The sequence below is a fragment of the Streptomyces sp. NPDC044106 genome (assembly GCF_056433985.1).
The window spans coordinates 304,516-329,871 of the sequence record NZ_JBWKFZ010000002.1; the positions used below are offsets into that span (position 1 = coordinate 304,516).

The 25,356-nt window shown below is 72.0% G+C and carries 20 protein-coding genes; 10 read left to right on the forward strand and 10 right to left on the reverse strand.

Features of this window, described 5'->3' with window-relative positions:
• Positions 1-8: 8 nt before the first annotated feature.
• Positions 9-1,907: an NAD-binding protein gene (locus AC07DI_RS04120; RefSeq protein ID WP_478902284.1), complete on the reverse strand. Its 1,899-nt coding sequence runs from the start codon at positions 1,905-1,907 to the stop codon at positions 9-11.
• A gap of 277 nt (positions 1,908-2,184) precedes the next feature.
• On the opposite strand from AC07DI_RS04120, the gene AC07DI_RS04125 reads away from it, so the two are divergent.
• From AC07DI_RS04125 to AC07DI_RS04140, 4 genes are all read left to right on the forward strand, one after another.
• Positions 2,185-3,081: a TetR/AcrR family transcriptional regulator gene (locus AC07DI_RS04125; protein ID WP_478902029.1), complete on the forward strand. Its 897-nt coding sequence runs from the start codon at positions 2,185-2,187 to the stop codon at positions 3,079-3,081.
• Between the two features lie 48 nt (positions 3,082-3,129).
• A complete protein-coding gene (locus AC07DI_RS04130) occupies positions 3,130-4,023 on the forward strand; it encodes a beta-keto acid cleavage family enzyme (RefSeq protein ID WP_384247701.1) in 894 nt (297 codons plus the stop codon).
• A 171-nt stretch (positions 4,024-4,194) separates the two neighbouring features.
• Positions 4,195-5,169 (forward strand): 3-hydroxyacyl-CoA dehydrogenase NAD-binding domain-containing protein, encoded by a 975-nt coding sequence (locus AC07DI_RS04135; RefSeq protein ID WP_478902031.1) that lies wholly within the window; start codon positions 4,195-4,197, stop codon positions 5,167-5,169.
• On the forward strand, positions 5,166-5,669 hold the full coding sequence (locus AC07DI_RS04140; RefSeq protein WP_478902032.1) for a thioesterase family protein: 504 nt from the start codon (positions 5,166-5,168) through the stop codon (positions 5,667-5,669). Before AC07DI_RS04135 ends, AC07DI_RS04140 begins: the two co-directional genes overlap by 4 nt.
• 9 nt (positions 5,670-5,678) lie before the next feature.
• Here AC07DI_RS04140 and AC07DI_RS04145 read toward each other — a convergent pair whose 3' ends face one another.
• From AC07DI_RS04145 to AC07DI_RS04155, 3 genes are all read right to left on the reverse strand, one after another.
• On the reverse strand, positions 5,679-8,351 hold the full coding sequence (locus AC07DI_RS04145) for a hypothetical protein (protein ID WP_478902034.1): 2,673 nt from the start codon (positions 8,349-8,351) through the stop codon (positions 5,679-5,681).
• Between the two features lie 40 nt (positions 8,352-8,391).
• Positions 8,392-9,687: an MFS transporter gene (locus AC07DI_RS04150; RefSeq protein ID WP_478902036.1), complete on the reverse strand. Its 1,296-nt coding sequence runs from the start codon at positions 9,685-9,687 to the stop codon at positions 8,392-8,394.
• Positions 9,688-9,767: 80 nt separating this feature from the next.
• Entirely contained in the window at positions 9,768-10,628 is an 861-nt protein-coding gene (locus tag AC07DI_RS04155; protein WP_478902038.1) for a hypothetical protein, read from the reverse strand.
• Between the two features lie 96 nt (positions 10,629-10,724).
• Between AC07DI_RS04155 and AC07DI_RS04160 the strand changes: the two genes are divergently transcribed.
• Positions 10,725-12,065 carry a 6-phospho-beta-glucosidase gene (locus AC07DI_RS04160; RefSeq protein WP_478902039.1) on the forward strand — a complete coding sequence of 447 codons (1,341 nt, stop codon included), beginning with the start codon at positions 10,725-10,727 and terminating at the stop codon, positions 12,063-12,065.
• A 7-nt stretch (positions 12,066-12,072) separates the two neighbouring features.
• Positions 12,073-12,462: a (2Fe-2S) ferredoxin domain-containing protein gene (locus AC07DI_RS04165; protein ID WP_478902040.1), complete on the forward strand. Its 390-nt coding sequence runs from the start codon at positions 12,073-12,075 to the stop codon at positions 12,460-12,462.
• 72 nt (positions 12,463-12,534) lie between these two features.
• Here the strand turns inward: AC07DI_RS04165 and AC07DI_RS04170 are convergent, their stop codons facing one another.
• Positions 12,535-13,035, reverse strand: a complete 501-nt coding sequence (locus AC07DI_RS04170; protein WP_384247689.1) for an FBP domain-containing protein — start codon at positions 13,033-13,035, stop codon at positions 12,535-12,537.
• Between the two features lie 76 nt (positions 13,036-13,111).
• The gene (locus AC07DI_RS04175; RefSeq protein WP_478902042.1) at positions 13,112-14,035 is read right to left on the reverse strand and encodes an NADP-dependent oxidoreductase; all 924 of its coding nucleotides are present in this window, start codon (positions 14,033-14,035) and stop codon (positions 13,112-13,114) included.
• Positions 14,036-14,226: 191 nt separating this feature from the next.
• On the opposite strand from AC07DI_RS04175, the gene ppk2 reads away from it, so the two are divergent.
• Positions 14,227-15,186 (forward strand): polyphosphate kinase 2, encoded by a 960-nt coding sequence (gene ppk2 / locus AC07DI_RS04180; protein WP_384247686.1) that lies wholly within the window; start codon positions 14,227-14,229, stop codon positions 15,184-15,186.
• 48 nt (positions 15,187-15,234) lie between these two features.
• Here the strand turns inward: ppk2 and AC07DI_RS04185 are convergent, their stop codons facing one another.
• Both AC07DI_RS04185 and AC07DI_RS04190 read right to left on the reverse strand, forming a co-directional pair.
• On the reverse strand, positions 15,235-15,825 hold the full coding sequence (locus AC07DI_RS04185; RefSeq protein ID WP_478902045.1) for a DinB family protein: 591 nt from the start codon (positions 15,823-15,825) through the stop codon (positions 15,235-15,237).
• A gap of 7 nt (positions 15,826-15,832) precedes the next feature.
• Positions 15,833-17,050, reverse strand: coding sequence for a serine hydrolase domain-containing protein (locus AC07DI_RS04190; RefSeq protein ID WP_478902046.1), 1,218 nt, complete (start codon positions 17,048-17,050; stop codon positions 15,833-15,835).
• Positions 17,051-17,397: 347 nt separating this feature from the next.
• Between AC07DI_RS04190 and AC07DI_RS04195 the strand changes: the two genes are divergently transcribed.
• The 3 genes from AC07DI_RS04195 (at position 17,398) to AC07DI_RS04205 (ending at position 23,296) form a co-directional block, all read left to right on the forward strand.
• Positions 17,398-19,455: a phosphocholine-specific phospholipase C gene (locus AC07DI_RS04195; protein WP_478902048.1), complete on the forward strand. Its 2,058-nt coding sequence runs from the start codon at positions 17,398-17,400 to the stop codon at positions 19,453-19,455.
• Positions 19,456-19,554: 99 nt separating this feature from the next.
• Complete coding sequence (gene valS / locus AC07DI_RS04200; protein ID WP_478902049.1) at positions 19,555-22,164, forward strand: valine--tRNA ligase; 2,610 nt, start codon at positions 19,555-19,557, stop codon at positions 22,162-22,164.
• A 109-nt stretch (positions 22,165-22,273) separates the two neighbouring features.
• Positions 22,274-23,296 carry an LURP-one-related family protein gene (locus AC07DI_RS04205; RefSeq protein WP_478902051.1) on the forward strand — a complete coding sequence of 341 codons (1,023 nt, stop codon included), beginning with the start codon at positions 22,274-22,276 and terminating at the stop codon, positions 23,294-23,296.
• 133 nt (positions 23,297-23,429) lie between these two features.
• On the opposite strand, the gene AC07DI_RS04210 is transcribed toward AC07DI_RS04205, so the two are convergent.
• Together AC07DI_RS04210 and AC07DI_RS04215 are read right to left on the reverse strand one after the other, a co-directional pair.
• Positions 23,430-24,356, reverse strand: a complete 927-nt coding sequence (locus AC07DI_RS04210) for a DMT family transporter (RefSeq protein ID WP_478902053.1) — start codon at positions 24,354-24,356, stop codon at positions 23,430-23,432.
• Positions 24,353-25,297, reverse strand: a complete 945-nt coding sequence (locus AC07DI_RS04215) for a phosphatase PAP2 family protein (RefSeq protein ID WP_478902055.1) — start codon at positions 25,295-25,297, stop codon at positions 24,353-24,355. Before AC07DI_RS04215 ends, AC07DI_RS04210 begins: the two co-directional genes overlap by 4 nt.
• Between the last annotated feature and the right edge of the window lie 59 nt (positions 25,298-25,356).

The following is a 25,356-nucleotide window of genomic DNA, read 5'->3' on the forward strand; positions in this document are numbered from 1 at the left end:
GGGGCTTGTCAGGGCTGTGGCTGCGCGGGAAGTGGCCTGCGGGCGAGGAGTTCGGCCAGGCCCTGGCGGGTCGCGGCGATGACGACGCGGTCCCCGGGACGCAGTTCGTACGCCGGGTCGAGCTCCCACTCCAGAGACGACGTCCGGCCGGACACCTGACCGGATGCCTGGCCGGGCCCGTGGTCCGACGAGCGCTCCAGAGCGACCACGCGCCACGCCCCCGGCCGGAACACCTGAGCGATCCTGCGGCCCGTCAGCTGCGGCTGGCGTGAGACGTCGAGCGCCGCGAAGAGCAGCACCGAGCGCTCGACGGGCAGCGCCCCCAGGATCTGCCGGCCCATCATCGCCCCGGCGAACGCGGGCGCGGCCAGCGCGGACACGCTGCGGCTGCGGGTGAGGGCGTTCGGGTGCGCGGCGCGCAGGGTGCGGTACACGGCGGTCGCAAACTCGTCGTCGTACAGGCGCAGCGCCACCCGCAGATCGGGCTTCACCGACCGTGCGTACAGGGCGGCTTCGAGGTTTATGGTGTCCGCGCTGGTCAGGGCGAGCAGCGCGTGCGCGCGGTGCACCTTGGCCGCCTCCAGGACGCCCTCCTCGGTCACGTCGCCGATTACGGTGGGCACCCGCAGGCGCCGCGCCAGCGAGATGCCGCGCGCTTCGGGGTCCGCCTCCACGCACACGACGGGGATGTCCAGCTCGCGCAGCCGGGCGAGGACCCGGGTGCCGATCTTGCCGAGACCCAGCAGGACGACGTGGCCCGAGAGGCCGCGCGGCGGGCGGCGCAGCGAGGACGCGGTGCGGAAGGTGCCGAGCGCCTCGAGGACGGCGGCGAAGACGATCGGCAGGAGCAGCAGCCCGACCAGGCCGGAGAGGAGCTGCAGGATCTGCCGGCTCATCGGCCCATCGGTCGCCGGGTCGTTGATCGAGAAGAGGTCGAGGAGCGTCAGGTACGTGGCGTGCAGCGGGGTGTCGTCGGTGGTGACGATCGACGCGATGGCCATGCCGAGCACCGCCGCCGCGAATCCGGCCACCGACCAGCGCAACCGCCGCGAGAACAGCTGCCGCAGCGGTACGCCGCGCCCCGCGAGGAAACCGGGCGGTGGCGTGGAGCCCGAGTACGAGACGGCCTCCAGGACGAGCGCGCCCCGCCCGGGAGCGGCCGCCACGGCGGCGTCGTCCGGCAGCAGCCGGGGCCCCGCGCCGCTGTCCGCGCCCTCCGAACCCTCCGCCCCGGCAGGGTCGTTGGCGGTGGCGGAGAGCAGCGCCAGGGTCGCAAGGCCCTGCGGTGCCACCTCGCCGGGTGCCGGGGGAGTGCGCTCCACCGCGCGCAGCAGCAGTCCATAGGCGTGTACGACCTTGCTGGTCCCGGCGACCGCGGTGGCCGCGAGGGCGGGCGCCGCGGTGTCCGCGTCGGACAGCACGGTGACGCTGGCGTCGGTGGTGGCCAGGCCGGCCACGGCGGCCGCCTGATCGAGCAGCTCCTCCAGGTGCTGGCCCAGCTTGCGGTTGTACAGCCGGATGACCAGGCGCAGCCGGGGGTTGAGCCGGCGTGCGGCGAGCGCGGTGCGGATGTTGGTCTCGTCGTCGTCGAGTACGAGCGCGAGCGCGGCGGCCTGCGGGATGCCCGCGCCTTCCAGGGCCGCGTCGGTGAGCTCGGCGGCCTCCAGCGTCCTTGGCGGGTCCGGCGGATTGCCGCCCTCGCCGTTCCCGGCCCCGTTGCCGGTTCCGCGCGCGACGGCCGCCGTGATGCGCCCAAGGAGCGCCGTCGTCCTGGCCCGGCCCGTCAGCCGGTCGACCTCGCCGCGGCCCGCGGGCGGGACGACGAGGACGACCTGCTCACCGTAGACACCGCGGAGTTCGGCGGCGAGCCGGTGGGCCAGTGCGTTGTCGCTGCCGCACACGACCATGTGGCCGGGGGCGGGCAGTGGCGGGCGCTGCGGGGGGAGCGAAGATGCGTGCGACACAGGGAGAAGAGTGCCTCAAGTGGCCGGGTGGTTCCCGCAGCCGGGCGGCACGCACCACCAACCCTCAAGGCGCACCTGCGATCTCCGGCTCGGGAGCTGCTCGAACGGCATGAGAGATCGGTGACTGATGTGTCAGTCAGTATCGCAATGAGCTGCTGATGCTTGAGCTGATGTGGCCTGGTGTTGTGGATATCGCAACGCATGGGTACGGTGGCCCACCATGCAGTCAGAGCAGCGGGACGACGTGTCCGAGCGCGTGCGGAAGGTCATCACGGACGCCGGGGTGACCCAGCGGGAGTTCGCCCGCCGGATCGTGATGGACCCCTCGAAGCTGTCCCGCTCGCTGGGCGGCACCCGCCGGTTCACCGCTGCCGAGCTGGCCCGGATCGCCGCCATCGGGCACGTCGACGCGGGCTGGCTCCTCGGCACGGAGGCTCCCGCGTCCCCGGCCCGGCGGCAGCGTGCCGGAGGGCCGTCCCCCTCACCGGAGGGTGGCCGCCCGTTGCAGATCGTCCGTGAGACCGTCCGCCTCATCGCGGAGCGCGGCTTCCACGCCGTCCGCGTCCAGGACATCGCGGCGGCCTGCGACACCAGTACCGCCGCCATCCACTACCACTTCCCCGGCCGCGACGACCTCCTCGAAGCGGCCGTGCGCTGGTGCATGGACGAGGACACCGCGCGCCGGGTGGCCCGGATCGCGGACGCCGCCGACACCGCCGACGAACTGCGCCAGCTCATCGAGTTGCAGATCCCCCGCACCCCGCAGCAGCGCTGGCAGTGGAGCGTCTGGCTCGACCTGTGGGCGGAGGCCGCGCGCTCCACCGCCGTGGGCCGCCTGCATGCCGACTACTACCGGCAGTGGCGCGCCACCGTCGCCGACGTCATCCGCCGCGGTACCGCCGAAGGCGTCTTCCGTTCCACCGATCCCGAGGCTGCCGCGCTGCGGCTGACGGCGCTGATCGACGGGCTCGCCACGCAGGTGCTCGCCTCGGCGCCGGACGGTGGTGGTTCTGGTACCACTCCTGGTTCTGGTACCGGCCCCGGTTCTGGTACCGGTGCCGACGCCATGCATGAGGCGCTCATCGCTTACGTCGACGCGACGCTGACCGCGCACTGACTCCCAGGCCGCCTGCACTTCTACCCCACCCCCGAGGGAGAGTTCCGCATGCCCGTGAACGACAACGTCATCATCACCTGCGCCCTGACCGGTGCGGGCGACACCGTCCGCAAGAGCCCGCACGTGCCCGTGACGCCCGAGCAGATAGCCGCCTCGGCCGTCGAGGCAGCCGAGGCGGGCGCCGCCGTCGTGCACATCCACGTCCGCGACCCCGAGAGCGGCGACCCGTCCCGCGACCCGCGCCTCTACCGCGAGGTCGTCGAGCGCATCAAGGAGACCGGCACCGACGTCGTCATCAACCTGACGGCGGGCATGGGCGGCGACCTCGTCATCGACCCGGACGAGCCGCTCAAGCACCTGCCGGGCACGGACCTCGTCAGCGGGCTCGACCGGCTCCCGCACGTCGAGGAGTTGCTCCCCGACATCTGCACCCTCGACTGCGGATCGCTCAACTTCGGCGACGGCAGCAACCTGTACGTCTCCACGCCCGACATGCTCCGGCAGGGTGCCAAGCGGATCCAGGAGCTGGGCGTCCGCCCCGAGCTGGAGATCTTCGACACGGGTCAGCTCTGGTTCGCCAAGCAGCTACTCGCCGAGGGGCTGCTCGACGAGCCGACCGTCTTCCAGCTCTGCATGGGCGTTCCGTGGGGTGCCCCCGCCGACCCGGGGGTCCTGCAATCCATGGTCAACATGCTTCCCGAGGGCGCGCAGTGGGCCAGCTTCGCGCTCGGTCGCATGCAGATGCCGTGGGTGGCCCAGTCCATCCTGCTCGGTGGACAGGTCCGCGTCGGGCTTGAGGACAATCTGTACCTGGGCAAGGGCAACAAGGCGACGAACGCGCAGTTGGTCGAGCGGGCGGTTCGGATCACCGAGAGCCTTGGCTCGCGGGTGGCTTCGCCGGACGAGGCCCGGCAGAAGCTTGGCCTTCGGCCTCGGGGATAGCGGGGTGTCGGGGCGCCGTCCTGCCGTCTCGCCGGTCCGCCGGCTTGCGAGGGTGTGTGCGCTGCGGGCCCATTGTGGCTGGTCGCGCAGTTCCCCGCGCCCCTGAAGAGCGCCCCCCCCGAAGCGCCCGCCCACCGACACACCCTCCCCCACGAAAGGATCCCCACCCTCATGACAACGACCACGAGCACGACAACGACCGCCCCCGAAGAAGTGCGCCGTGTCGCCTGTGTCGGTGCCGGTGTCATCGGTGGCGGCTGGGTCGCCCACTTCCTGGCTCGCGGCTATGACGTCACCGCATGGGACCCCGCCCCCGACGCCGGAACGCGGCTGCGCCGGCTCGTCGGGGCCGCCTGGCCCGCTCTCACCCAGCTCGGCCTCGCCGAAGGCGCCTCACAGGAGCGGCTCACCGTGACCGCGACCCTCGAAGAGACCGTCCGCGACGCGCAGTTCGTGCAGGAGAGCGCCCCCGAGAAGCTGGAGCTCAAGCGCGACCTGCTCGCCCAACTGGACGCCGCCGCGCCCGCCGGCGTCGTCATCGCCTCCTCCACCTCCGGCTACCCGATGACCGACATGCAGACCGAGGCCGCCACCCCGGGCCGCCTGGTCGTCGGGCATCCCTTCAACCCGCCGTACCTCATCCCCCTCGTCGAGGTCGTCGGCGGCGAGCTGACCGATGCCGAGGCCGTCGCCTGGGCGTCCCGCTTCTACGAGGTCGCGGGCAAGTCCGTGATCACGATGAAGAGCGAGGTGCCCGGCTTCATAGCCAACCGCCTCCAGGAAGCCCTGTGGCGCGAGGCCCTGCACATGGTCGCCAACGGCGAGGCCACCGTGCGGGAGATCGACGACTCCATCACCGAGGGCCCCGGCCTGCGCTGGGCGTTCATGGGACCCATGCTCACCTTCGCGCTGGCCGGCGGGGAGGGCGGCATGGCCCACATGCTCGACCACTTCGGCCCGTCCCTGAAGTCGCCGTGGACGCGCCTCGAAGCACCCGAACTCGACAAGAAGCTGTACGACGCCGTGGTCGCCGGATGCGACGAGGAGGCGGACGGCCGCACCATCGCGGACCTCGTCGCCGAGCGCGACCAGGGCGTCATCGACGTCCTGCGCGCCACGGGCCGCCTGAACGGAGGCAAGAAGTGAGCGAGTCCCTGCCCCTGCTGCACCGCACCGTGCGGCCCGAGTGGATCGACTACAACGGCCATATGAGCGAGGCGTTCTACGTCCTCGTCTTCGGCTACGCCACTGACGCCATGATGATTGGGACCGGCCTGCACGCGGGCTACCGCGAGTCCACCGGCTGCTCCCTCTACACCGTCGAGGCGCACGTGCGGTACCTGAACGACGTCTCCGAGGGCGCCCACCTCGCCGTCCGCACCCGCATGCTGGGCGCGGACGCCAAGAAGGCGCGCTTCACGCACGAGATGTACGTGGTCGGGGCCGAGGGCGACGCACCCGCCCCGGACGCCGCCCCCGTGGCGACCACCGAACTGCTCGCGCTCCACGTCGACCAGAACGCGGGCCGCACGACGCCGTTCCCGGACGGGATCCGCGAGCGTCTCGATGCCCTTGCGGAACCGGCACCCGATTGGGCGGGCCGCTCGATCGGCCTGCTTACGGCGGCCCCGGCCGGCAGCGGCTGACCGGATCGCTCACAGCGGGATCTGGTAGCGGTTGAGCAGATAGCGGCAGGTGTCGGCGATCTGCTCGTCGGTCAGTGCCGCATCGCAGAGGACCGCGGTGGCCACCAGGCCCTGGAACGCATGGCCGTGGTCCGGGCGGTAGCCGAAGACCGGCCCGGACCAGCCCACCGTGCGGACCCGATCGTCCCTGCGCAGCTCGTAGGGGTATCCGTTGGTGTACGTCTGGAGCCTGCGGGCCGCGCCCGCCGCGCAGCGGACGGCGTACACCGCCCACTGGTTGTCCGACTCGGCGGTGCGTGAGATCAGCAGGTGGTCCAGCTGCCACCCCTGCCCGTTGCTGCGCAGCGAGCCCGAGCGGCCGGGAGCGGAGTCGAAGGTGGGCAGACGCTTGGCCACGAAGAACCAGGTCGCGGCGCCACTGGAGCCCTGAAGGGCAGGGAAGGCGTAGTGGCCGCCGGTGAAGCGCAGGGCCGCGAGGCCGTTCACGGCGTCGGTCTGGAACACGGCGGGGCTGCCCACCGGGGCGCCGTGGTGGTGCGCGGGGCTCAGGTCGGTGAGCTCGGTGACGGCGCTGCCGTCGCGCAGCGGGAGGCCTTTGCTGTCGCGCAGGGCGTCGGCGCGGTAGTAGCCGATCAGACCGGGCAGGCTCGGCAGCGGGTCGTACGGCGAGGGCGCGAGCGGCGGCACCGACACCGGGGGCGGCACCGCGCCGACGCCGATCCTGGCGGAGGCGCCGGGGGTGGCCGTGTTGACGGCCAGGGCCATGCCGGTCGGCGGAAGGCCTTCGTACAGGCCCTGCCAGAGGGGGCCGTCCACCGCGATCAGGGCCGGCATCCGCAGATCGGCGTGGTGGTTGAACGACCGCTCGACCTTGCACCAGCCGACGCCCTTGCGCGTGTCCCCGAGCGCTCCGCGCTCGTTGCCGACGAGCCGGATCGCGACCGTGCGTTCGCCTCCGGCGCTTCCGACGCAGTCGCGTACGACCAACTGCGTCGGGCCGCCGAGGTCGTCCGCGAGGCTCACCCAGATGTAGCTGTCGCGCGGCAGGTCCCCGTCGAAGTCCTCGAAATCGATCATCCAGTTGTCGAGCACCGCTTCGCTCTGGAACAGCTTCACCGCCGATTCGCACACGGCGGAGTCGGTACAGGGGACATCGCGGTAGGCCACCCGGGACCTCAGCGCCTTGAACGCGGAGCGGCCGTAGTAGGCGAGGGCCAGATCGGTGGCCGTGGTGTACTGCCCGAAGCTGTAGATCGCGCAGTCGGTCTGGTGCTCGAAGGTGCAGGAGCGCAGCGACACCGGGTAGCTCACCCCGAAGTGGTGCGAGCTCAGGCCCTGGGCGCCGAACTCCACGACCACGTCGTCCATGGCGAAGTTGTAGACGAGCCCGAGGCCGATGGCCTGCCCGTAGTGGGTCGCCTTGGGCGCGAAGGAGAAGCCCCGGACGTCGAGCTTCTCGCAGCCGTTGCCCTCGACGTACTCGTGCAGGTCGTGCGGTACGAAGAAGCCACGTCCGAACACCCCCACGTCGCCCTCCCACAGCACCTGGAGATCGGGCACGCCCGAGGCGCTCTTGTGCACCGGGTCCCTCATCGTCAGGGCGCCGAAGACCCGGCTCTCCACCGTGAGGCAGCGCAGGTCGTCGACCTTGCCGCGCGCGTCCTGCTGCTCCTGCCCCTCCTCCAGGACCTTGTAGCGCAGGACGTCGGAGAAGCGCAGCGCGCCGAAGGTGAGGTCGACGGGGTTGTCCTCGCTGCCGGGCAGGCCCGCCCGGCCCGACGAGTTCTGCCCGATCGCGGCCAGCCGGAACGGGGCGTACCAGTTGGGGGTGAACGCCAATTCCCGGCCGGGCTCCCGCGGGGCCCAGCCGTCGTTGATCAATGAGAGGTCGGGCTGGACCTGGACGCGCTGGGTGGCCTGGCGCCTGTTCGTCCACGCCGTCACCGTGCGGGCGTCCAGGTCGAGTTGGAAGGAGCAGCGCAGCACGGGCTGCGCCGGGTCGAAGGGGATGCGGATCTCGCGGTGCAGGCCGTCGGCGGTGCGGAAGACGAAGACGACCGCCGGTGGGTTCTCGTGCGCGTTGACGTACGCGTAGAACGGGGACGGCTGGTTGAAGGCGTCCTTCATGCCGAACAGCGGCTGCACCGACCAGGGCATGACGTCGTTGCGGATGACGAAGTCGACGGTGAGCTGGCGCACCGCCGACCAGTAGGCGCCGTCCGTCGGACCGAACTGGAAGGGCGAGCAGGGCAGGGTCACCGTGGCCTCGCTCGTCGGCCCGCCGGCGACCGGGGAGGGGACGCGGGTGCGGCATCCCCACCGCTGGTCGGTCACCGAGGTGTCGAGCATGCCGCGCAGATCCGCCCAGTGGCCGTCGCTGAGCGGCTGCCCATGGGTGACGCGGCGCAGCCCGAAGGTCAGCGGGGGCGTGGCCCCGATGGCCCGCAGCGCGCTGGTGCGCCTGCCCTCGCCGACGATGCGGACCCGGTTGCGGTCCACAAGCACCGAGCGCAGGAATTCATAGGGCTGGGGGTCGGCGGGGACGAACACGACCCCGCCGGCGTCCTTGTCCAGGGCGTCCACGGCGTTCTGGAACGCGTCCGAACAGGTCGAGCGGCCCTCGGGGCCGGGGATGGCGTGGAAATCACGGACATTGACGAATACGGGGGCCAAAGGCGCCATGATCCGAGCATATCGGCATGCGATGCGAGGGCGGAAGGTCTCAATTCAGGGGCTGGTGCGCCGTCTCGGGAAGCCGCAGGTAGACGGCGGACGAGACGACGCAGAGCACGGCCACGTACACGGGAAAGAGCCCGGGGGACCCGATCTCCTTGAAGAGCGTTCCCATGTACGGGGCCGTGCCGCCGAACAGGGCCACGGTGAGCGAGTACGGGAAGCCGATCCCGGCCGCCCGGACCCTCGCGGGGAACACCTCCGCGTTCACGGCGGCCGAGATCGACGTGAAGCCGGTCAGGAGCACCATGCCCGCGCACTGCACGAGCAGCAGCGAAGTGAACGATCCCGTGAGGGACTTGAGCAGCGGCACGCTCAGGGCGGCGAACCCGATGCTGAAGAAGAGCAGCGGCGGCCTGCGTCCGAAGCGGTCCGAGAGCAGGCCGCCGACCGGCTGGAGCAGGGCGAAGAAGGCGAGCGCGACCGTGCCCGCGAGGAGCGCCTGCCCCTTGCTGATGTCGGTGTTCAGCTCGGCGTACGTCGGCAGGTACGACGTCCAGGTGTAGTAGGCGAGCGTGCCGCCCGCCGTGATGCCGCAGATCAGCAGGGACTGGCGCGGATGGTGGCGCAGCGCGTCGAAGAGGCCGGGCCGGTCGCCCGGTTCGGCGGGCGCCCGGTGCGTCTCGTGCGCGCCCTGCCTGATCCAGAAGCCGACGAGGCTCAGCGCCGCGCCGGCCAGGAAGGGCAGCCGCCAGCCCCAGCCGTCCATCTGCCCGTCGGAGAGCGTGGCGACGAGGAGGGCCGCGACGCCGGACGCCGCGAGCTGGCCCGCGCTGGTGGAGACGTACTGGAAACTGGAGAACAGGCCTCGCCGTCCGGGTCCTGCCGACTCGACGAGGAACGTCGTCGACGCGGCGAACTCGCCGCCCACCGACAGGCCCTGGAGCAGCCGGGCGCATACCAGGAAGACCGGGGCGAGCACGCCCGCGGCCGCGTACGTCGGTGTCAGGCCGACCAGCAGGCTGCTGCCGCCCATGAGCAGGATCGTGACCGTCAGCGCGGCGCGCCTGCCGCGCCGGTCGGCGACCGCGCCCATGAGCAGACCGCCGACGGGCCGCATGAAGAAGCCCACCGCGAAGACGGCGAAGGTGGCGAGCAGCGGGACGAGGGAGTTGCCGGACCCCTTGGGGAAGACCTGGTCGGCGATGTAGGTGGCGAGGAAGGTGTACGCGTACCAGTCGTACCACTCCACGGCGTTGCCGACCGACGCGGCGAGCAACTGCCGTATCGGGCGCCGCTCGGGGGCGGGGAGGGTGGCGATCACCTGCTGGTCGTGCTGTGTCATGATCACGACTTTCCCCCACGTCGCGGCGCCCCACACGTACTGTCCGGCAGGCGGACAGGGCGGGCCGGGACAGGCGTGCGTCAGCCGGTCGTCGGCCTGTACGCGTGCACCGCCGTCGTCACCAGACACGGCGCGGGCGGCACCACCTCGACGCGCAGGGTGCGACGCGCGGTGTCGTAGTCGATGCCCTCCGTCTCGAACGTGCCCGAGCAGACACTGCGCCGCGGCGCGGCGAAGAGGCTCGTGACGTGTCCGGTCACCGGCTTTCCGGCCAGCGGGCCCGGCAGGTCGACCTGGAGGACGGGGCGGTCCTCGGGCCACAGCTCCCTGGACGCGTCGTTGGAGGCGCAGAGCAGGCGGGTGTCGGAGACGAAGTCGCAGCCCTGGATGTCACGGACCGGCTTGTCGAGCGAGATCCGCCCGGCCTGCGGGAGCGCGCCGCCGGTCGGCGGGGTCGAGGGGTTGAGGAGCGGCGTGGGGAAGACCTGGAGGCGGTTCTGGTCGCCCCACTCGCCGGACACCAGCCACTGCTTGTCCGGCGAGACGGCCGCGAAGGAGTTGTTGAGCTTCTCGCCCGCGTCGAGCTGGTGCTCGTAGAGGTAGCGCTGCCCGGCCGGCGTCGTGACGGCATACATCTTCGACCGGGCCGTGTCGCCGCCCTGGTACGCGTCGAAGGTGTGGCCGTCCGCGATGTCCGGGTCGCCTATGTGCCCCCAGCCCTTGATCCGCAGGTCGAGGGGGATCGAGCCGAGCCCGCGGTGCAGCAGGCTGCCGTCCGCGCGGCTCGCCAGCCCCTGGCTGCCGGTGAGGGAGTTGACGTACGAGGTGCCGGACTCCTGCCAGCCGCCGGGTCCCGCGGGCGCGGCCGAGGCGCCGCCGCCCGTCGTCACCGCCAGCGTGACGGCGCCGAACAGGGCGGTTGATGCCTTCCAAACGGTCATCGGGGCGCTACCTCCGTGGGGGGTCCGAACGCTGCCGCGCCATCGTACGTAACGTGAGCACCGGTGATAACGGTCCGACAGAAGGCGGTTGAAGAAGTGAAGCTGGTAATTCTCGGCGGGGGCGGATTCCGTGTGCCGCTCGTGTACCGGGCCCTCCTCGGCGACCGCGCGGAGGGCCGCGTCACCGACGTCGTCCTGCACGACCTGGACGCGGCCCGCCTCGACGCCGTCGCCCGCGTCCTGGCCGAGCAGGCCGACGGGATCGCGGACGCGCCCTCCGTCACCGCCACCACCGACCTCGACGATGCGCTGCGCGGCGCCGACTTCGTCTTCTCCGCCATCCGCGTCGGCGGCCTCGAGGGGCGGGCCGCCGACGAGCGCGTGGCTCTCGCCGAGGGCGTCCTCGGGCAGGAGACGGTCGGCGCGGGCGGCATCGCGTACGGGCTGCGCACCGTGCCCGTCGCCGTCGGCATCGCGCGCCGCGTCGCCCGGCTCGCCCCCGACGCCTGGGTCATCAACTTCACCAACCCCGCGGGCCTGGTCACCGAGGCCATGTCCCACCACCTCGGCGACCGCGTCATCGGCATCTGCGACTCGCCCGTGGGCCTCGGCCGCCGGGTCGCGCAGGTGCTCGGCGGCGACCCCGACGAAGCCTTCATCGACTACGTGGGCCTCAACCACCTCGGCTGGCTGCGCGGGCTGCACATCGGGGGCCGCGACGAGCTGCCGCGCCTGCTCGCCGACCCCTCGCTCCTCGTCTCCTTCGAGCAGGGCAGGCTTTTTGGCGCCGACTGGCTCCAGTCGCTCGGCGCGATCCCCAACGAATACCTGCACTACTACTACTTCAACCGCGAGACCGTCCGCGCCTATCAGCGGGCCGAGCGGACCCGCGGTGCCTTCCTCCACCACCAGCAGAGCCGCTTCTACGCCGACATGCGGCGCCCCGGCACCCCCGCCCTCAAGACCTGGCACGCCACCCTCGCCGAGCGCGAGGCGGCGTACATGGCGGAGAACAGGGAAGCGGCGGGCGTGGGGGAGCGGGCCGAGGAGGACCTGGAGTCCGGCGGGTACGAGAAGGTCGCCCTCGCCCTGATGCGGGCCATCGCGCGGGACGAGCGGGCGACGCTGATCCTCAACGTCCGCAACGGCACGACCCTCGCCGCCCTCGACGCGGACGCCGTGATCGAGGTGCCCTGCTCCGTCGACGCCAACGGCCCCCACCCCATGTCGGTGGCCCCGCTGCCCGGCCACGCCACCGGCCTGGTGTGCGCGGTCAAGGCGGTCGAACGGGAGGTGCTCGAAGCCGCCGGGAGCGGGTCGGCCGCCACGGCGGTCAAGGCGTTCGCGCTGCACCCGCTGGTGGACTCGGTGACGGTCGCGCGGCGTCTGGTGGAGGGCTACCGGGGCGTGCACCCCGGACTCGCGTACCTGAGATGATCACGACATGAGTCCCGTCGTCTCCATCGGTGCCGCCGCCCGCCGCCCCTGCACACTCGTCGTGTGCCGGGGCTGCTGCTGCGGTGACGCGCGCAAGAATCCCGGTATCGACCACGCCTGGCAGCTGGCGCGGCTGCGCTCCGCCGCGGCTGCCTCGCGCGGCCGGTTCACGGTGCGTACGAGCGACTGCCTCGGGCCGTGCGGCCAGGCCAACATCGTCGTGGTCCAACCCTCGTACGAAGGGCGCAGGCGGGGCGGCCGGGCGGCCTGGGTCGGCTTCGTCACGGACGACGCCTCGCTCGACGGGATACTCGACTGGGCCGCCGCGGGCGGCCCGGGCCTGGCCGAGCCGTCGGCCACGCTCGCACTCCAGCTGGTGGACCCCCGCGCGCTGTAGCCGGCGCGCGTCCTGGCCGGTGCACGACCTGGCCGGTGCGCGGCTCTCGGCGTCCGGCTCTCGGCGTCCGGCTCAGTCGGCCAGGACCTGGTCCAGGAAGCCGTTGAGGTTCTGCACGGTCCTGGCGTTCTGCTCCTCCAGGGTGAGGCTCTCCTCGAAGCGGCGGGCCAGCGCCGTCTTCTTCTTCCCGCGTACGTAGAGGGAGCAGGCCAGGTCCGCGCAGACGTACAGCCCGACCGAGTTGCCCTGGCGGCCCGCCGCGCCCGCCTTCGGGGCCACGAGCAGCGTGATGCCGGAACCGGCCTGGGGCGTCACGCAGACCGAGCAGATGCTGGACTTGAACAGGCTCCTGCGCGCCCCGGTCGAGGCGCGCAGGGCGATGCCCACGAGCTCGCCGTCCCGCCAGGTCACGACGTAGCCGCGGTCGGGCGCCTTGGGGTCGCGCCAGCCGAGGAAGTCCAGGTCGGACCAGGGCGTGTCGGCGAAACCGGCAGGCAGGGCGAGTCTGCGGGCCTCGCCCTTGGAGCAGTTCACGAAGGACGCGCGGATCTCGTTCTCACTGACGGACTTCATGATCCGGAAGGTATCAACGGCCCCGGCGGGCCGTCGTGTCATTTTCCGCCCGACGGGCCGGGCCCCGAGCCTCCTTTCAGGCCGGGACCTCGATCACGACCTTGCCCCGTGCGTGGCCACCCTCCACCGCGCGCAGCGCCTCGTCCGCGCGGTCCAGGGGGTACGTCGCCGTCACGTGCGGGCGCAGCACGCCCGCCACGGCGAGGAGCGCGACCTCGTCGAGTACGGCCGAGGTGCGGGCCCGCGCGACGGGGGCGCCGCCCAGTTCGGCCACGGTCTCCTTGGCCGCCGCAGTGATCAGCTTCTTCCGGTCGGTCAGGAGCTGGGCGACCTCCACCAGGTCCGCGCCGCCGACCAGGTCGAAGACCGCGTCGACACGGTGGCCCGGCGCCGCCTCCCGCACGCGCTCGGCGAGAGCGGGGCCCGGCGGCACGTGGAGCGCGCCCAGCGACTCGACGAACTCCTTCTTGCCCGCGCTCGCCGTGCCCACCACACGCAGCCCGAAGTGCAGGGCGATCTGCGTGGCGGCCACCCCGACACCACCCCCGGCCCCGGTGATCAGCAGCGTCGAACCTGCGGGCAGACCGAGCTGCCGCAGCCCGTCGTACGCCGTCGCCGCCGCGACCGGCAGCACGGCCGCGTCCGTGAAGGAGAGGGCGTCCGGCTTGTGCGCGGCGATGTCGGCGGGGATCAGCGTGAACTCCGCGTACCCGCCGGTGACCGGATTGCCGAACACCGGGTCACCGGCCGCGAACCCCGTGACGCCGGGACCCACCGCCTGAACGATCCCGGACACCTCACTGCCCAGGACCTCGGCCCCGGTCAGGGGCGGCTGGCCGGGACGGCGCTTGCCCGCGCGCAGCTTCCAGTCGACCGGGTTGACGCCGGCCGCGCGCACGGCGACGAGCAGCTGCCCGGGGCCTGGCTCCGGTTTCGCGAGGTCGAGGAAGGCCTCCACCTCGGGGCCGCCGTGCGCGGTGTACGCGTAGACCTTGGGCATCTGGCTCCCTCATTCCGATCGCCCGCCCGCTCATCGTCGGCCGGCGGCTTCCGTGCAGGGGACGACCATGAAGATCGCCCGGCTATTCCCGGCCGGGACAGGTCGGGCCGGACTTGGGGTGCTGAGGTGCGACAACGGGGGCAAGCTTTCGGGTGAGCAGGCTCTGAGCCGACGAGGGAGAGGTCAACGCGGTGGTGCCGACCGACGGGAATGACGAGGATCTGCTCGAGGGGCTGTCCGTGGACGACACCCGGCCCGAGCGCCCGGTGCTCCTCGACGAGCAGGGGAAGCCCCTGCAGACGTGGCGGGAGAACTACCCGTACGAGAAGAAGCTGAGCCGGACGGCGTACGAGCGGAGCAAGCGGATCCTGCAGATCGAGCTGCTGAAGCTGCAGAAGTCGGTGCGCGAGGAGGGCCGCCGCATCGTGGTGGTGTGCGAGGGGCGGGACGCGGCAGGCAAGGGCGGCACGATCAAACGGTTCACCGAGCGCCTCAATCCGCGCGGCGCGCGCACGGTGGCGCTGGACAAGCCGAACGAGCACGAGGCGGGCCAGTGGTACTTCCAGCGGTACGTCGCCCAGCTGCCGTCGGCCGGCGAGATCGTCTTCTTCGACCGGTCCTGGTACAACCGCGCCGGTGTCGAGCCGGTCATGGGGTTCTGCACGCCGCAGGAGCATCTGCACTTCCTGGAGCAGGCCCCGCTGTTCGAGAAGATGATCACCGACGACGGCATCCTCCTCATCAAGTTCTGGTTCTCCGTCTCCCGCGCCGAACAGCGGACGCGCTTCGCGATCCGGCAGGTCGACCCGGTCCGCCAGTGGAAGCTGTCCTCCACCGACCTCGCCTCCCTGGACCTGTGGGACGCCTACACCTACGCGAAGGTGGAGATGTTCCGGGCCACGGACACGCCCCACGCCCCGTGGACGGTGGTGAAGACCAACGACAAGCGGCGCGGCCGGCTGGAGGCCATGCGCCATCTGCTGTTGCAGGTCGACTACGAGGCGAAGGACACCGAGGCGGTGGGCAAGGCCGATCCGCTGATCATCGGCCCCGCCAACACCCTCCTCGAACCGGGGGAGGACCCCACGGACCTCTCACCCAGCAAGCTCGCCCCCAACGACCGGGGACCGGGCAGGCACCCGCGCCTGTGAGGGCCTGCCTTCGCACCCCCGCCGCCACGCCCCGCCGACGTCTACGGCTCAGTACCCCACCGACCCGTCGATCCGCTCCCTGAGCAGATCGGCGTGGCCGTTGTGGCGTGCGTACTCCTGGATCATGTGCAGGAGGATCCAGCGCAGCGACACCGGGCCGAGCCGGGGGTCCTGCGCCTCGAAGTCGAGGCCTTCGGCCTCCTCGACGAACTTCTCGGCGAACGCCACCTCCGCACGCCACGCCTCCCAGGCCGCGGCGACGGCCTCGCGGTCGGGCTCCGCCGCCACTCCGTCGAAGTCCTCATCGGCGTTGTCGGGCGTGGCGTAGCGGGGCGCCGGGTCCTGACCTGCGAGGACGCGCCGGAACCAGCGGCGCTCCACGTCGGTGAGGTGACGGACCAGGCCGAGCAGCGACAGGGCCGAGGGCGCTGCGGACCGTCGGCCCAACTCGCCCGTCAGGCCCGCGCACTTGAGCTCCAGAGTCGCCCGCTGGGCCCGCAACAAGCTGACGATCATGGCCCGTTCGTCGCCCGTGGTGACCGCGCCGTACCGGGGGTCGGTCGGCTCTCCCGTGGCGAAGACGGCCCTTCTGAGCGCAGGGCGTGAAGTGCCTGTAGTGCCTGTAGTGCGTGAAGTCATGTCCTCATCATCGTCCCCCGCCCCGGCCCCGATCGCTCAGGCACCGGTACAGCGCCCCCACCAGGTGGATGCTGCGCAGGTCCTCGCCCGACGTCCCGGCGCCCATGCGGTTCATGGCGTACGCGTAGGAGACGCCGTTCTCCGGGTCGGCGAAGGCGTACGAGCCGCCCATGCCGCCGTGGCCGAACGCCCGGGGATTGGGGCCCGCCTGCCCGTACTGGTTGAGCATGTAGCCGAGGCCCCACGGCCAGGACTCGGCGAGCGGGGTGCCCGCCCGCAGTACCAGGTCCGGCTCGTCCCCTTCGCTCTGCAGCGTGCGCAACCGCTCCAGCGCGCCGGGGGAGAGGAGCCGCCCGCACGCCAACTCCGCGTAGACGGCGGCGAGTCCGCGGGCGGTGGCGTGGCCGTTGGCGGCGGGTATCTCCGCACTGCGGTAGGCCGCGCTGTTCACGTCGCCGAGCGGCAGATAGTGCAGGGCCAGCGTGACCGGTGCCATCGGATGGTCCGTCAGCCCGCCGACCGGCGGCTTGGGGGCGTCGCCGAAGGTGCCGCGCGCGGCCGACGACGACGCGCCGGCGGCCGGGACGGGCGGCGCCAGGTCCGCGCACCGCCCGTGCTCGCTCTCCGGCGTGCCGATATGGACGTCCGCGCCCAGCGGCCCGGTCACCTCCGCGCGCAGGAACGCGCCGAGCGAGAGACCGCTGACACGCCGCACCACCTCGCCGACCAGGAAGCCGAACGTCACCGCGTGATAGCCCTGCGCCGTCCCTGGACGCCACCACGGCCGCGTCGCCGCCAGCGCCTCGGTCACCTTCTCCCAGTCGTACGCCGCGCCCGGTGCCATGGGCTCGCTCGGCGCGATCAGCCCGGCGCGGTGGCTGAGCAGCCAGCGCACCGGGATGTCGGCCTTGCCCGCCCGCGCGAACTCCGGCCAGTACCGCGCGACAGGCGCGTCGAAGTCCAACTGGCCCCGGTCGGCGAGCAGATGGGCGCAGAGCGCCGTCATGCCCTTGGTCGTGGAGTAGACGTTCACCAGCGTGTCCCGCTCCCAGGGGCGGGTGCCCGTGCGGTCCGCGTCGCCGCCCCACAGATCGACGACGACTTGTCCGCCGACGGTGGCGGCGACGGACGCCCCGAGTTCGTCCCGCTCGGCGAAACTCCGCTCGAACTCCTTCCGTACGCCCTCGAACCCGGGGGCGCAGATGCCGTGGACGCGCACAGTCATGACTCTCCTCGGTGGCCGGAGCGGGACGGCGGGAAGGGCCGTGGCCGCCATCCTTCCGCATGGTTGCCCATGGCACCTACCCCCGCGACGCCGTGGGTGTGGCGAAGCGGGCCCGGCGCGAGGGCGTAGACGTGATGTGAATGTGCTGTGAAAGCACTGGTCAAGTGCGGGCCTTGTCTTATGTCCGCTATGGGGTGGCGGTCCCGAAATGGTGAGGCCTTGTGTCCTGTCGACCAGAGGTTGGACTTCTCTTCACACGCCCGTCACCGGCTCTTCCGTATCGCTTGCTCCCCTTGGCACACTTCACCCCGCTCGCGTCCCCCACATCACACGAGGTCGGATTACCCATGCCTGAACTCAATCGGCGCCGCTTCATGCAGCTGACCGGCGGCACCGCCGCGTTCGCGATGCTCAACCAGAGCATCGCGAAGGCCGCGTCCCTGCCCGCCCGGCGCGCCACCGGCACCATCAAGGACGTCGAGCACGTCGTCGTGCTGATGCAGGAGAACCGTTCCTTCGACCACTACTTCGGCACCATGAAGGGCGTACGCGGCTTCGGCGACCCGCGCCCGGTGACGCTGCCGAACGGCAAGCCGGTCTGGCACCAGCCGAGCGGCGCCAAGGAGGTCCTGCCCTTCCACCCGGACGCCGAGAACCTCGGCATGCAGTTCATCGCGGGCCTCGACCACGACTGGGCGGGTGGCCACAAGGCGTTCAACAACGGCAACTACGACCAGTGGATCCCCGCGAAGTCCGAGCGGACGATGGCGTACCTCGAACGGGACGACATCCCCTTCCACTACGCCCTCGCCGACGCCTTCACCGTCTGCGACGACTACCACTGCTCGTTCATGGGGGCCACCGACCCCAACCGCTACTACATGCTGACCGGCCACGTCGGCAACGACGGCAAGGGCGGCGGCCCGGTCCTCGGCAACCAGGAGGCGGGCTACGACTGGACGACGTACGCGGAGCGCCTGGAGCAGGCGGGCGTCTCCTGGAAGGTGTACCAGGACATCGGTGACGGCCTGGACAAGGCCGGGCACTGGGGCTGGATAGACGACGCGTACCGCGGCAACTACGGCGACAACTCGCTGCTGTACTTCAACAAGTACCGCAACGCCAAGGCGGGCGACCCGCTGTACGAGAAGGCCCGAACCGGCACCAACGCCAAGGCGGGCGACGGCTACTTCGACATCCTCACGGCCGACGTGAAGGCGGACCGGCTGCCGCAGGTCTCCTACATCGCGTGTCCGGAGGCCTTCACCGAGCACCCCAACTGGCCCGTGAACTACGGGGCCTGGTACATCGCGCAGGTCCTGGACGCCCTCACCTCCAACCCCGCGGTGTGGGCGAAGACGGCGCTGTTCATCACGTACGACGAGAACGACGGCTACTTCGACCACATCGTGCCGCCGTACGTCCCGAAGGACGCCAACCAGGGCAAGTCCACCGTGGACACCACCCTGGACTACTTCCCCGGCAACACCTCCTACGCGGCAGGGCACTACGGCCTCGGCCAGCGTGTCCCCATGCTCGTCGTCTCGCCGTGGAGCACCGGCGGCTACGTCAACTCCGAGGTCTTCGACCACACGTCGATCATCCGGTTCATGGAGCGGCGCTTCGGCGTCAGGGAGCCCAACATCTCGCCGTGGCGCCGGGCGATCTGCGGCGACCTCACCTCCGCCTTCGACTTCGCGGGCAAGGACACCGGCCCGGCGCGGCTGCCCGACACCGCCGCCTACCAGCCGCCGGACGACAAGCGGCACCCCGACTACGTGCCCAAGGCGCCCGCGAACCCGGCGCTGCCCAAGCAGGAGCGCGGCTCCCGGCCCGCCCGCCCGCTGCCGTACGCCCCGCTGGTCGACGGCGCGGCGGACGCGACCGCGGGCAGGTTCACGCTCACCTTCAGCGGCGGTTCCAAGGCCGGCGTCTGCTTCCACGTCCGCTCGGCCAACCGCACCGACGGCCCCTGGACGTACACCGCGGAGGCGGGCAAGACGGTCTCCGACACGTGGAACTCGAAGTACTCCCACGACAGCTACGACCTCTCGGTGTTCGGCCCCAACGGCTTCCTGCGCACCTTCAGGGGCCCCGGCAAGAAAGCGGGTCCCGAGGTCGTCGCCCGGCACGACGGCACGACGGGCAACATCAAGCTGACCTTGAAGAACACGGGCAGCGCCGACGTGAACCTCACGGTGACCAACGCCTACGGCGGCGCGCGCCAGACCTTCAAGGTCAAGGCCGGCGCCTCCGTGCAGCACACCGTCGACCTGCGGTCGACCAAGCGCTGGTACGACCTGACCGTGAAGTCCGACGCGGACGCCGGATTCCTGCGGCGCCTCGCGGGCCACGTGGAGACCGGCGAGGCGGGCGTCAGCGACCCGGCGATCATCACCGGCTGACCGGGCCTCCGCACGCTCCCGCCCCCCGGTGTTGGGGGGCGGGAGCGGCGCCGGAAAAGAAGAGGCCCCGGCCCGTACCGCTGGATAGCATCCAGGGGCATGGCAGCCACCCATCGCCGTGCAGGCGCCCCCGGCAAGCCCGTCCTCGACGGGCTCGAAGAGAAGTGGTCCCGGCGATGGGAGCAGGCGGACGTATTCGTCTTCGACAGGTCGAGGACGCGGGACGAGGTCTTCTCCATCGACACTCCGCCGCCCACGGTCAGCGGCTCGCTCCACGTCGGCCACGTCTTCTCGTACACCCACACCGACGCGGTCGCCCGCTATCAGCGCATGCGAGGCAAGGAAGTCTTCTATCCCATGGGATGGGACGACAACGGCCTGCCGACCGAGCGCCGCGTCCAGCACCACTTCGGCGTCCGCTGCGACCCCGCCCTGCCGTACGACCCGGACCTCGTCCCGCCCGAGAAGCCCGGCAAGCATCAACTAGCCGTCTCGCGGCGGAACTTCATCGAACTGTGCGAGCGCCTCACTGTCGAGGACGAGAAGGCCTTCGAAGCGCTGTGGCGGCGGCTCGGACTCTCCGTCGACTGGTCGAGGACCTACCGGACCATCGGCGCCGAGGCCCGCGCCACCGCGCAGCTCGCCTTCCTGAACAACCTCGCGCGCGGTGAGGCGTACGTCGCCGAGGCGCCCACCCTGTGGGACGTCACGTTCCGCACGGCGGTCGCCCAGGCCGAGCTGGAGGACCGGGAGCGGCCCACCGCCCGCCACCGGCTCGCGTTCCACGGAGCGGACGGCCACGCCGTCCTGATCGAGACGACCCGGCCCGAACTGCTCCCCGCCTGCGTCGCCCTCGTCGGCCACCCCGACGACGAGCGCTACAGGCACCTGTTCGGCACGACGGTCCGCACACCGCTCTTCGACGTCGAGGTCCCCGTCCTCGCCCACCGTCTGGCGGCGCCCGGCAAGGGCACGGGCGCCGTCATGGTCTGCACGTTCGGCGACACGACCGATGTCACATGGTGGCGCGAACTGCGCCTCGCCACCCGGCCGGTGATCGGCTGGGACGGCCGCTTCCTCGCCGAGCCGCCGCCCGGCGTCGAGGCACCGGCCGCCGTCGCCGCGTACGCCGAACTCGCCGGCGCCACCGCGCACACCGCGCGCGAACGCGTCGTCGGCATGCTGCGCGGGAGCGGCGCCCTGGTGGGCGAGCCGCGCGCCGTCACGCACGCGGTCAAGTACTTCGAGAAGGGCGACAAGCCCCTGGAGATCGTCACGACCCGCCAGTGGTACGTCCGCAACGGCGGCAGGGACGCCGCGCTGCGCGAGCGGCTCCTCGCCCGTGGCGCCGGGCTGGCGTGGCATCCGCCGCACATGCGAAATCGCTACGAGAACTGGGTCGGCGGCCTCAACGGCGACTGGCTGATCAGCCGGCAGCGGTTCTTCGGCGTCCCGATCCCCGTCTGGTACCCGCTGGACGGCGCGGGGAGACCCGACCACGAGCACCCGATCGTCCCCGACCGCTCCGCGCTGCCCGTCGACCCGAGCGCGGAGACCCCGCCCGGTTACGAGGCGGACCGGCGCGGCGAGCCGCACGGCTTCATCGGCGACCCGGACGTCATGGACACCTGGGCGACGTCCTCGCTCACCCCGCAGATCGCGGGCGGGTGGCTCGCGGACCCGGACCTGTTCGCGCGGGTCTTCCCGATGGACCTGCGCCCCCAGGCCCACGAGATCATCCGCACCTGGCTGTTCTCCACGGTCGTGCGGGCCCACGCCGAGCACGACGCGCTGCCCTGGCGGCACGCGGCGATCTCGGGCTGGATCCTCGACCCCGACCGCAAGAAGATGGCGAAGACCAAGGGCAACGCGGTCACCCCGGATCACCTCCTCGAACAGCACGGCGCGGACGCCGTCCGCTACTGGGCGGCGAGCGGGCGTCCCGGCACGGACACGGCGTTCGACGTCGGCCAGATGAAGGTCGGCCGCCGCCTGGCCACGAAGGTCCTGAACGTCGGAAAGTTCGTCCTCGGCCTCGGCGTGCCGGAAACCGAGGGCACACGGGGGCCCAAGGGCACGCCGGGGTCCAAGGGCGCGCCGGAGCCCGAAGCCGCTGTCACGGAACCGCTCGACCGCGCCCTGCTGGCCGAGCTGGCGTCGACCGTCGAGGAGGCGACACGGGCCTTCGAGGCCTTCGACTACGCGCGCGCCCTGGAACGTACGGAGCAGCTCTTCTGGCGGTTCTGCGACGACTACGTCGAACTGGTCAAGGCCCGCGCGTACGGCGACCACGGCGACACGGCCGCGGCGGGGTCGGCGCGAGCGGCGCTGCGCACGGCTCTCGACGTCCTGCTGCGCCTTCTCGCGCCGGTCCTGCCGTTCGTCACGGAGGAAGTCTGGTCGTGGTGGCGCGGGGGATCGGTCCATCGCGCGGCGTGGCCGGACGCCGCCGGGCTGCGGGCCGGTGCGGGCGACGCGGAGGTCCTCGCCGTCGCCTCGGAGGCCGTCGCCGCGGTCCGCAAGGCGAAATCACAGGCCGGCCTCTCGATGCGCACGGAGGTCGCGAGGGCGTCGGTGACGGCCCCGCGCGCCGCCCTGGCCCGCTTCGCGTCGGTTGCGGACGACGTGCGGGCGGCGGGCAGGATCGGGGCGGTGGAGCTGCGGGAGGCGGAAGGGGCGGAGCCGTTGCGGGTCGAGGTGGTGTTCTGAGCGGCTCGGGTGCGCCCCTTGAGGGCGCCGCCCGCCCTGGCTGAGGCGGACATCACAACTCAGCATGGGGCTGGCGGGCGGCCCGTACCCGGGGGGTAGGGTCACCCGGGTGACCACGCATTCGAACACTCCTGCAGGCTGGTACCCGGACCCGCACGGCGCAGCCCAGCTCCTGCGCTGGTGGGACGGCTCCCAATGGACGGAGCACACCACCTCGGCCCAGCAGCAGGCCCAGCAGGTCCCGCAGCAGGCGCAGCAGCAGCCCGGGCAACAGCAGCAGCACGCGCAGGCCCCGGCCGCCGCCCAGCAGCAGGGCCAGTTCGGGCAGCCGCAGGCCCAGCCCGCGCAGCAGCAGGGCCAGTTCGCGCAGCCGCAGGGCCAGTTCGGCCAGGCACAGGCCCCGGCCCAGCAGGGGCAGTTCGGCCAGCCGCAGGCGAACCCGCACCCGCAGGCGGCCCCGGCGGCCGACCCGGCCAAGGTGCAGCGCCAGGTGCAGCAGCAGGCCGGCGTCGCGCCGTCCGCGCAGGGCGGCGGCTCGCTGTTCACCGAGCCGGTCCTCGTCGTGAACCAGAAGGCCAAGCTCATCGAGCTGACGAACGAGTACAGCGTGATGGACCAGGCGGGCAACACGCTCGGCTCGGTCGTCCAGGTGGGCCAGAGCACGCTGAAGAAGGTCGCGCGCTTCGTCTCCAGCATCGACCAGTTCATGACGCACAAGCTGGAGATCCGCGACGCGTACGGCCAGCCGCAGCTCACGCTGACGCGCCCCAAGAAGTTCATGAAGTCCCGGGTGATCGTCGAGCGCCCGGACGGGCAGCCGGTCGGCGAGATCGTCCAGCAGAACATGATCGGCAAGATCAACTTCGGGATGATGGTGGACGGCCGGCAGGTCGGCGCGATCAAGGCGGAGAACTGGCGCGCCTGGAACTTCTCGATCGTCGACCACGCCGACAACGAGGTCGCCCGGATCACGAAGACCTGGGAAGGCCTCGCCAAGACCATGTTCACCACCGCGGACAACTACGTCCTGCAGATCCACTACCAGCTGCCCGAGCCGCTCCTGAGCCTGGTCGTGGCGACCGCGCTCACCGTCGACACGGCGCTGAAGCAGGACTCCCGCGGCTTCGGGTGACCGTGCCCCCTGCCGTCCGGCTTCTCGCCCGCCTTCTCGTATGACAACGGCGCCGGCCGCCCCCTTCGTCAGGGGCGACCGGCGCCGTTTCCGTCTGTCCGTCTGTCTGTTTCCGTCTGTCTGTCCGTCCGTCTCACACGCTCTGCAGGCCGGACGGGGCCGGTCGCGCCCCCTCGGGCGACCCGGGCTGGTCGGGGATGGACAGCAGGGACTCCACCGCGGCACCGCCGGTGACGGACCGGGGCGAACGGGTGAGCACGATCACTCCGTACGCCGCCACTCCGGCGCCCGCCACCGCGAGGGCGACGCCGCCGGCCCCGCCCTGGAGCCGCTCGCCGAGCAGCGCCACGCCGATGACCGAGGCCGCCAGCGGGTTGGACAGGGTCACCACGGCGAGCGGTGCGCCGAGGCCGCCGCGGTAGGCGGTCTGCGAGAGCAGCAGGCCGCCCGCGGCGAGCGCCGCCACCAGGAGCGCCACGACGATCACCTGCGGGCTGAGCAGCGGTCCCGAGCGGTCGGTGACGGCGACCGTCAGGGTTTGGGTGAGCGCCGACGCGACACCCGACGCGAAGCCGGACGCGGTCGCGTGCCGCAGCCCGGGGCGGGTGCCCGGCCGGGAGAGGAACCCGATGACCGCCATGGTCGCCGCCGCGACGGTCAGCGCCTCGGGCACCGTCAGGCTGTCCTCGGGCGCGGGCCCCGACGCGGTCAGGAGCAGTGCGCCGAGGCCGATGAGGGTGAGACCCGTGCCGCGCCACTCCAGGCGCGTGACCCGGCGGCCCGCGAGCCGGGCGCCGAGTGGCACGGCCGCGACCAGGGTGAGCGCGCCGAGCGGCTGGACCAGCGTGAGCGGCCCGTACTTCAGGGCCGCCACGTGCAGCAGCGCCGCGGACGCGTTGAGCCCGACCGAGGACCACCAGGTGCCGCTGCCGAGCATCCGCAGGGCGCCGCTCTCGCCCTCGGCGACACGGGAGGCCAGCCGCTCCTGGGCGACCGCCGCGGCGGCGTACGCGGCCGCCGAGACGAGGGAGAGTACGACGGCGAGAAGCGTGGCGCTCATCGGCGGGCTCCCGAGGTGATCAGTTCCGGTGCGGGCGCCGGTGCCGGTGTGGGTGTCAATGTGGCTGTGGCTGTGGCTGTGGCTGTGAGTGCGGGCGTGGGCTCGGGTGCTGGTGCTGGTGCCGGTGTCCGCGTCCGGGCCGGTGCCGAGCGGCGCACGACCCGCGAGCGGCCCGCCTTCGGCAGCCGGATCACCGCGAGCGCGATGCCGAGCAGAGCGGTCGCCGCGAGGGCGTCGAGCCAGTAGTGGTTGGCGGTGCCGACCACCACGAGCAGGGTCAGCAGCGGATGCAGCAGCCACAGCCAGCGCCACCGCGTCGAGGTGGCGACGATCATGCCGACGGCGAGCATCAGCGCCCAGCCGAAGTGCAGGGACGGCATGGCCGCGAACTGGTTCGCCATGGTGTCGGTCGCGGGTTTGGCGGCGTACACCGAAGGCCCGTAGACCTGCGCGGTGTCCATGAGGTGCGCCACGTCGAGCATCCGGGGCGGCGCGAGCGGGAAGCCGAGGTGCAGGACGAGCGCGGCGGCGGTCAGCGCGGCGAGCACCCGCCGCGTCCAGACGTAGTGCCGCGGGCGGCGCAGGTACAGCCAGACCAGGAAGAGCAGCGTCGCCGGGAAGTGCACGGTCGCGTAGTAGGTGTTCGCGACGTGGATCAGCGACTCGCTGCTGAGCAGGGCGTGCTGTACGACGCCTTCGCCCGGCAGGCGCAGGGTGCGCTCGGCGTCCCACACGCGGTGCGCGTTGTGGAAGGCCTCGCCGGTGTGACCGTTGGCGAGCTGCCTGCCGAATTTGTAGACGAGGAAAAGTCCTACGACGAGGAGGAGCTCGCGGACGAGGGGCGGTCGGGCAGATGTGTCCGGCTTCCGGACGGCGGTTGCGCCCGGCTCCCGGACCTCTATGTCCGGCTCCCGTTCGGCAGGCTCGGTTCGGGATTCCATCCCCCGGCCCCTTTACGTGACGACTGGGTGGTGCGGTGCTTGAGCGGAGGATCGCCCCA